Annotated in this window: 9 protein-coding genes; all 9 read left to right on the forward strand. The window is 69.2% G+C overall.

What is annotated here, in order from left to right:
- Nucleotides 1-574: hypothetical protein (locus I71_RS14405; protein WP_042695543.1), on the forward strand; the 574-nt coding region annotated here is incomplete at its 5' end.
- Between the two features lie 11 nt (nucleotides 575-585).
- Nucleotides 586-1,266: a CpaD family pilus assembly lipoprotein gene (locus I71_RS14410; RefSeq protein WP_042695544.1), complete on the forward strand. Its 681-nt coding sequence runs from the start codon at nucleotides 586-588 to the stop codon at nucleotides 1,264-1,266.
- Between the two features lie 10 nt (nucleotides 1,267-1,276).
- Nucleotides 1,277-2,476: a CpaE family protein gene (locus I71_RS14415; RefSeq protein WP_049976117.1), complete on the forward strand. Its 1,200-nt coding sequence runs from the start codon at nucleotides 1,277-1,279 to the stop codon at nucleotides 2,474-2,476.
- Nucleotides 2,477-2,480: 4 nt separating this feature from the next.
- On the forward strand, nucleotides 2,481-3,860 hold the full coding sequence (locus tag I71_RS14420) for a CpaF family protein (protein ID WP_083897160.1): 1,380 nt from the start codon (nucleotides 2,481-2,483) through the stop codon (nucleotides 3,858-3,860).
- 5 nt (nucleotides 3,861-3,865) lie between these two features.
- On the forward strand, nucleotides 3,866-4,855 hold the full coding sequence (locus tag I71_RS14425) for a type II secretion system F family protein (RefSeq protein ID WP_148294242.1): 990 nt from the start codon (nucleotides 3,866-3,868) through the stop codon (nucleotides 4,853-4,855).
- Nucleotides 4,852-5,829: a type II secretion system F family protein gene (locus tag I71_RS14430; protein ID WP_042695545.1), complete on the forward strand. Its 978-nt coding sequence runs from the start codon at nucleotides 4,852-4,854 to the stop codon at nucleotides 5,827-5,829. Before I71_RS14425 ends, I71_RS14430 begins: the two co-directional genes overlap by 4 nt.
- A gap of 5 nt (nucleotides 5,830-5,834) precedes the next feature.
- Nucleotides 5,835-6,668 (forward strand): tetratricopeptide repeat protein, encoded by an 834-nt coding sequence (locus tag I71_RS14435; RefSeq protein WP_042695546.1) that lies wholly within the window; start codon nucleotides 5,835-5,837, stop codon nucleotides 6,666-6,668.
- 11 nt (nucleotides 6,669-6,679) lie between these two features.
- Nucleotides 6,680-7,240: a TadE/TadG family type IV pilus assembly protein gene (locus I71_RS14440; protein ID WP_042695547.1), complete on the forward strand. Its 561-nt coding sequence runs from the start codon at nucleotides 6,680-6,682 to the stop codon at nucleotides 7,238-7,240.
- 19 nt (nucleotides 7,241-7,259) lie between these two features.
- A partial coding sequence (locus I71_RS14445) for a TadE/TadG family type IV pilus assembly protein (RefSeq protein ID WP_042695548.1) occupies nucleotides 7,260-7,719 on the forward strand: 460 nt, incomplete at its 3' end.

Here is a 7,719-nt window from a genome sequence, read left to right on the forward strand (position 1 = left end):
CGGCGGCGAGTTTCCCATTCCGGTCGCCGAGGAGAACAACCGTGTCTCCGTCGTCTTCAAGCAGTTCGGCATCGGTCTGAACTTCACGCCGACGGTGCTGTCGCCCGACCGCATCAGCCTGTCCGTCCGCCCGGAGGTCAGCGAGCTGTCGGAAGCCGGGGCCGTCACCATCGGCTCCATCCAGATCCCCGGCCTTTCGGTGCGCCGGGTGGAGACGACCGTGGAGCTGGGCAGCGGGGAAAGCTTCGCCATCGCCGGCCTGCTGCAGAACAACATCCGCGACGCGGTCACCAAATTCCCGCTGCTCGGCGACCTGCCGGTGCTCGGTCCGCTGTTCTCCTCCACCCGCTTCCGCAAGAACGAGAGCGAGCTGGTGGTGATCGTCACCCCCTATCTCGTCAACCCGGCGGGGCCCGGTGCGCTGCAAACCCCGCTGGACGGTCTGCGGCCGACCAGCGAACTGGAACGTCTGTTCGCCCGCCGCCTTGCCAAGGAAAGCCCTGCCCCCGGACCGGGAGGTCCGGTCGGCCCCGGCGGTGCCCGGCTGAATGGCGCCGCAGGCTTCATCTACTGAGGAGACGGGCCATGAACGACCATTTCCCGCATCGCCCAATACCACGCTGTCCGCTTCGGCAAGCCGCCCTTCTGGCGCTGACGCTGCTGGCCGGCGCCTGCACACCGGTCGAGGCGTTGTGGACGCCGGCCGACACGCCCCGCGAGGTGACGGTCCTGCGTGCCGAACGTAGCGCCCGGTTGCCGGCAACCCGCAACCGGCTGGCCACCGCCGATACGGCGCAACTGCGCCGGCTGGTCGAGGAGCTGGGGGAGCCGCGACGGACCCGCGTGACCATCTTGCTGCCCGCCGACGCCGAGCAGAGCCAGGCGATCCCGGTGATCCGCACGCTTGCCGGCTTCGGCGTCGATCCCTCGAACATCACCGTCGGCTTTCAGCCGCGCGGCGATTCCGTGCCGGTCCGCGGCATCGCCGTGACCGCGGAACTCTATGCCGCCGTTCCGCCGCGCTGCCCGGACTGGCACCGCACCGTGATCGACGACAACAGCTTCCGGCCATCCAGCAATTTCGGCTGCGCCAACGCCAACAATCTGGCCGCCATGCTGGCCGATCCCGGCGACCTCGTGGCGCCGCGCCGGATGGGACCGGCCGATGGAGCGGCAGAGGAAGCGGCGGTCGACCGCTACAAGACCAACAAGGTCACGCCGCTGAAAGCCTCCAGCACGGTGCTGACCGGCACCTCGCCGCAGTAGGAGGGGGCCGATGTCGATCTTCGCCCGCGCAACCGCCGACACCGCCGGCTCCCGCAACCCGGAACTGGTCGCCTTCGTCACCGATCCGGACACCGAGCGGACCATCCGCGATCTGGTGGACGAGGAGGTGATGACCTTCACGGTCGTCCGCCGCGGGTCGGTCCAGGACGCCATCGGCCATCTGCGCGCCTCGCCGTCGCCCAAGCTGCTGGTCGTCGACATCAGCGACTCCGCCATGCCGATGTCCGACGTCGAAGCCCTGGCCGACGTCTGCGAGCCGAGCGTGACGGTCATCGTTCTGGGCGAGAGCAACGACATCGGTCTGTTCCGCGATCTGATGAACGCAGGCGTCGCCGACTATGTCGCCAAGCCGATCACCACGGAGTTGCTGCGGCGGACCATCGCCATGCGCTCCGGCCCGACCGCGGTTAAGCCGCGCAGCCGCACCGGCAAGGTGATCGCCGTCACCGGCGCGCGGGGCGGGGTGGGGGGGTCCACCCTGCTGGTCAACCTCGCCTGGCTGCTGTCCCACCGGTCCGGGCGCAAGGTTGCGCTGGTCGACCTCGACCTGCAGGCGAGCAGCCTGTCGCTGATGCTGGGCGTCGATCCCGGCGGCGGGCTGTCCGAAGCCCTGCAGAGCATCGACCGCGTCGACGACCTGTTCCTCGACCGCATCATGCAGCAATGCAGCGAGCGGCTGTTCCTGCTCACCGGACAGGAGGAGCTGGAGGACGAGCCGCCGCTCGCCCCTTCGGCGATCCAGCAGATCGCCACCTTGCTGACCCAGCGCTTCCACTACGTCATGCTGGACGTGCCGCGGCGCTACGGACCGCTCTACCAGCATTTCCTCAGCCTCGCCCATGTCCGCATCGTCGTCGCCGACTCCACGCTGCCGTCGGTGCGGGAGACGGTGCGCATCCTGCGGATGACCGGGCGCGACGACATCGGCAAGCGCGCGCTGGTCATCCTCAACCACCGCTGTCCCCCAACGAAGGGCATCGTCTCGCGCGACGAGTTCGAGAAGGCGATCGGCCGGCGCATCGATTACGAGATCCCCTTCGACCGCAAGGCGCTCGCCGCCGAGAATGGCGGCATTCCGCTGGCGACCGAGCATGGCGCGATCACCGACACGCTGCTCGACGTCTCCAACGACCTGTCGGGCAAGCGGCCGATGATCCCGAATTCCTTCAAGCGCATGTTCTGGAGTTGACCCCATGTTCGGACGCAAGATCGCCGAAGCCGTTCCGGATCTCCTGTCCCATCAGCTGGACGGATTGATTCCGCCGGGGGCGCCCCCCTGCGCCCCGGCGCGCATCCCCGCCAACCGCATCGCGGTGGAGGATTCCCGCAGCGCCGACGTCTTCCCGCGCATCCGCGAGCGTGTGCTGGAAAAGCTGCAGAACCCGGTCGCCGGCATGGCCGGGCGCGACTCCCTGCGCCGGGAGCTGACCGGGATGGTCGGCGACATCTGCTCCGCGGAGCGCATTCCGATCAGCGCCTTCGACCAGGATCGGGTGATCGACATGCTTCTCGACGACATGCTGGGCATCGGCCCCATCGAACCGCTGCTCGCCGACGACGGGGTGACCGACATCCTGGTGAACGGCTGCAACCAGATTTACGTCGAACGCCGGGGCAAGCTGGAGCTGACCGGCCTGCGGTTCCGCGACGACGCCCATGTCATCAACGTCGCCCAGCGCATCGCCAGTTCGGTGGGGCGGCGGGTGGACGAGTCGAGTCCGATGGTCGATGCCCGGCTGCAGGACGGCAGCCGCGTCAACGTCATCCTGCCGCCGCTGGCCCTTGATGGTCCCAGCATCTCCATCCGGAAATTCAACCGCCGGCGCGTCGCCGTCGCCGACATGGTTCTGCAGGGGAACCTGTCCGCGCCGCTCGGCCGCATGCTGGAGGTCGCCACCGCCTGCCGGCTGAATGTGCTGATCTCGGGCGGCACCGGCAGCGGCAAGACGACTCTGCTCAACGCGCTGTCCCGTGTCATCGACCCCGCCGAACGCATCGTCACCATCGAGGACGCGGCCGAACTGCAGCTCCAGCAGCCGCATATCGTCCGGCTGGAGACCCGCCCGGCCAGCATCGAGGGCACCGGCGAGATCACGCAGCGCGACCTCGTCAAGAACGCGCTGCGCATGCGGCCCGACCGTATCATCATCGGCGAGGTGCGCGGCGGAGAGGCGTTCGACCTGCTCCAGGCGATGAACACCGGCCATGACGGGTCGATGTCGACGATCCACGCGAACCGCCCGCGCGATGCGCTCAGCCGCCTGGAAAGCATGGTGATGATGGCCAACGGCAACCTGCCGATCCAGACGATCCGTGCCCAGATCGCCAGCGCGGTGAACCTGATCGTGCAGGTCGAACGCATGCGCGACGGCGTGCGCCGCATCCAGCAGGTGGTGGAGGTGGTCGGCATGGAAGGCGACGTCATCACCACGCAGGAACTCTTCACCTTCGTGCAGGGCGGCGGCGGCGAGGCGGTGACCGGCCGCTTCGAGACCAGCGGGGTGCGGCCGCACTTCAGCACCCGAGCCGCCTATTACGGCCTGGAAGACACCCTGCTCGCCGCGATGAGGTGACGGTCATGACCGGGTCTTCGCCGTTCTTCGCCATCGGACTGCTGCTGCTGGGGATGGGCATGCTCGTCGCGCTTGTGCTGCTGCGCGGCCTGTCCGGCCACGGCATGGCGGCGCGGCGGCAGAAGCGGCTGGCGGCGGTCATCGGCGACGCGCCTCAGATGTGGCGGGAGCGCCAGGCATTGAGCGCGGCCCGGGACGAGGTGCGGACCGGGAAGCTCGTCCCATGGTGGCGCCGCGGCATTCCCCGGTCGGAACGTTTGGAACGCCGCATTGCGGCGGCCGGTGGACAGCGGTCCCTGTCGGTGGCGGTCGCGGTCGCGCTGGGTGTCGCCGTCGCGGGGTTCCTGCTGCTGACCCAGGTCTTCACGATTTCCGTCCTGGTCGCTCTGGCGCTGGCCGTCGCGGCGGCTCCGGTTGGCGGGCGGATGACCTTGCACAGCCTCGCCGCCCGGCGCCGCCGCGCGTTCCTGGAAGGGCTGCCCGATGCCATCGACCTGATCGTGCGCAGCGTGCGCGCCGGCATTCCGGTGACCGCCGCAATGACGCTGGTCGGGCAGGAGGTGCAGGAGCCGGTGCGCGGCGAGTTCAAGCGCCTGTCCGACGCCGTGGCCATCGGCATCGACCTCAAGGAGGCGCTGGACCGCGCCGCCGAGCGCATCAGCCTGCCCGACTTCGATTTCTTCGTCATCTGCCTGATGATCCAGAGGGAGACCGGCGGTCAGCTGGCCGAGACGCTGCAGAATCTCAGCGACATCCTGCGGCGGCGCAAGGATTTGCGGCGCAAGCAGCGGGCGCTGACCGCGGAGGGGCGTGTTTCCGCCAAGATCGTCGCCGCCATCCCCTTCGTCGCCGGATTCGGGTTGTTCGTCCTCAACCCGGCCTATGCGCGGAAACTGATCGACGACCCGACCGGCAACCGCATGCTGCTGGCCGCCAGCGTTGCGCTCGGCCTTGGCCTGCTCGTGATCGCCCGCATGACCCGGAGTCCGGAATGACCGCTTTCTCCGCAGCGCAGTGTCTGGCTCTGTCCGGCGGGCTGGTCCTGGTGGCCACCCTGCTGGTGCTCGCCGCCTTCGTCGACCGCGAACGGGATCGTTTTCGCGCCCGTCTTCTCGGTGTCGTCCGGCAGGCATCGGAGCGCAGGATACCGGACCGGGGTGCCACGGCTCCGACGGGCAAGCCGCTGCGCGAGTCCGTCATCGCACTGCTGCGTCGGATCACGCGGCTGTCCGCCCGTCTGCCGCTGGTCGGGAGGAAGGATCAGGAGGACATACGGCGGCTGCTCGTCCGAGCCGGCATTCGCGGGGCCGGCCTTCGCGGGAAGGAGAGCGTGGCGCTCTTCGTCGCGGCGAAACTGCTCTGCTTCGCGGTGGGCGCGCTGCTCGCCGTGACCGTGCAACTGGTCCTGCGGACGGACGCCGCACCAATGATGGCGCTGGCCGCGACAGGCTTCTCCGGCTTCGTCGGCGGGCTGGTGCCGGAGGCCGTGCTCCAGCGGCGGGGCCGGACAAGGCGCGCCGCCATCGAGGCGGCGCTGCCCGATGCGCTGGACCTCCTCATCATCTGCGCCAACGCCGGTTATGGCCTGGATGTTTCGATCCAGCGGGTAGGGCGGGAAATCGCCCGCTTCTTCCCCGATCTTGCCGACGAACTCGCGGTGACGGCGAACGAGATGCAGCTGCTCTCCGACCGCCGCGACGCGCTCGACAATCTGGTGGAGCGCACGAACGTGCCGGCGATCCGCAGCCTCGTGGTCACGCTGCTCCAGGCGCAACGCTATGGGACGCCGCTGACCCAGGCGCTGCGCACGCTGGCCAGGGAAGAGCGCAACGCCCGCATTCTGGCGCTGGAGGAGCGGGCTGCGCGCATTCCGGCGCTGATCAGCCTGCCACTGATGGTCCTCATCATGCCGGCCGTCCTCATCGTCGTGGCCGGCCCGGCATTCATCGACATCATGAAGGGGCTCTGACGAGCATGCGTTCCGTCTCCAGGCATTTCGCCATTCTGCTCGCCCTTCCGCTGCTGGCGGGCGGCTGCTCGCACCCCTCCGGGCTCGGCCAGCTGGCCGGCATGGCGTCGTCGAAGCCATCGCCGGAACTGGCGACCGGCCTGCGCATCGCCGAGGCCACGCGCAACGGCGGCGACAATCAGGCGGCAATCGCTCTCTACCGCCAGATCGTCGCGGCGAATCCGACCTCGCCCCTGCCGCTGCTCGGTCTCGGCGATGCGCTTTACGAAGGGCGTGCCTTCGACGAGGCGATTGCCGCCTATCAGGCGGCGCTGCGGCTCGATGCCGGCAACCCGGACGCGCAGGTCGGCATCGGCCGCGTCGATCTTGCCCGCAACCTGCCGGCCGACGCCCTGGCCGCCTTCGACGGCGCGCTCGCCAAAGCGCCGCAGCATGCCGCGGCCCTCAACGGCAAGGGCGTCGCGCTCGACCTGATGGGACGACCCGAGGAGGCCCGTATCCTCTATCGGCAGGTGCTGGCGCTGCAGCCCGGCAACCGGGGCGCCCGCAACAATCTCGCGCTGTCGCTCCTGCTGGCCGGCGACAAGGACCAGGCCATCTCCCAGTTCCAGGAACTGAGCACCGAACGCTCCGCCGGACAGCCGCGCATCCGGCAGAATCTCGCCCTGGCGCTCGGCATGGCCGGCCGGATGGATGCCGCGGCGGAGGTCGCGAAAATGGATCTCGGTCCCGAAGCGGTGAAGGAGAACCTCGCCTATTACGCCATGCTGCGGTCGCTCGACGGGCAGTCCGACCGCCATGCCGCCCTTGCCCGTGCGGTGACGGCGGGCGGCAGCTGAGGACGGACGCCATGCTGCGCAGAAGATCCCTGGCCGAGGACGCGGCGGGTGTCACCATGGTGGAGTTCGCCATCGGTGCGCCGATCGTCCTGCTGATCGCGGTGATCGTCATCGAGGTGAGCGTCATGCTGGCGGTGCGGGTGGCGCTGGACATCGGCACGCGCGAGGCGGCACGCGCCGGGCTGACCGGTGCGCCGCCGCCGGCCGGCACGACGCGCGACCAGCAGCTTCGGGGGATCATCGTCAGCGCGACCTCCGGGTTCGTCGACCCGGCGAAGCTCACCGTCAGCCTGCTCGCCTACCAGGATGCCGGCAGCGTCGGCAAGCCGGAACCGTACAGCGACATCAACGGCAACGGACAGTGGGATCCGGGGGAGCCATTCACCGATGTCAATGGCAACGGAACCTGGGACGTCGACCGTGGGGCCGCCGGCGCCGGGACGAGCGGCCAGACGGTCGCCTATCTCGTGCAATACACCGGGACGCCCTTGACCAGCCTTGCCGCCAGCCTGCTGGACGACCCGACCTATCATTACGAATCCCGCGTCGTCGTCCGTAACGAACCCTTCTAGCTTCAGGAAGGAGGGGAGCATGGGCCATCTGCCGGGCCGCCTCGCCCGAGACCGCAGCGGACTCGTCACCATCGAAGTGGCGGGAATCGCTTTGGCATTCATTCTGCTGCTCGTTGCCGCCGTGGATTTCGGCCAGCATGTTTCGGCGGTCGGCAAGATTGCGCGGGCCGCCAGCGAGACGGCGAAGATCGCCACCCAGTTCAAGCGGCTGCGCCAGGGAATGACCGTCCAGCGCGGTGACGAGGTCGGAGTGCTGTTCGAGGCGGCACGGCAGGTCGCCCAGCCGCTCGACATCGACGGGGCGGGGGCGGTGATCGTCACCTCGGTCGCCAGTTCGGGAAGTGGCGGCAGCAAGGTGGCGTGGCAGCAACGCTCGGGCAATCCGGCCTGGACCAGCCGCATCGGTTCGGCGGCCGGTGGAGCGGCGACGCTGCCCACCGCCTTCACGATGCGCAGCGGGGACAGCGCCGTTTCGTCGA

This window comes from Azospirillum sp. B506 (genome assembly GCF_000333595.1).
Taxonomy (GTDB): domain Bacteria; phylum Pseudomonadota; class Alphaproteobacteria; order Azospirillales; family Azospirillaceae; genus Azospirillum.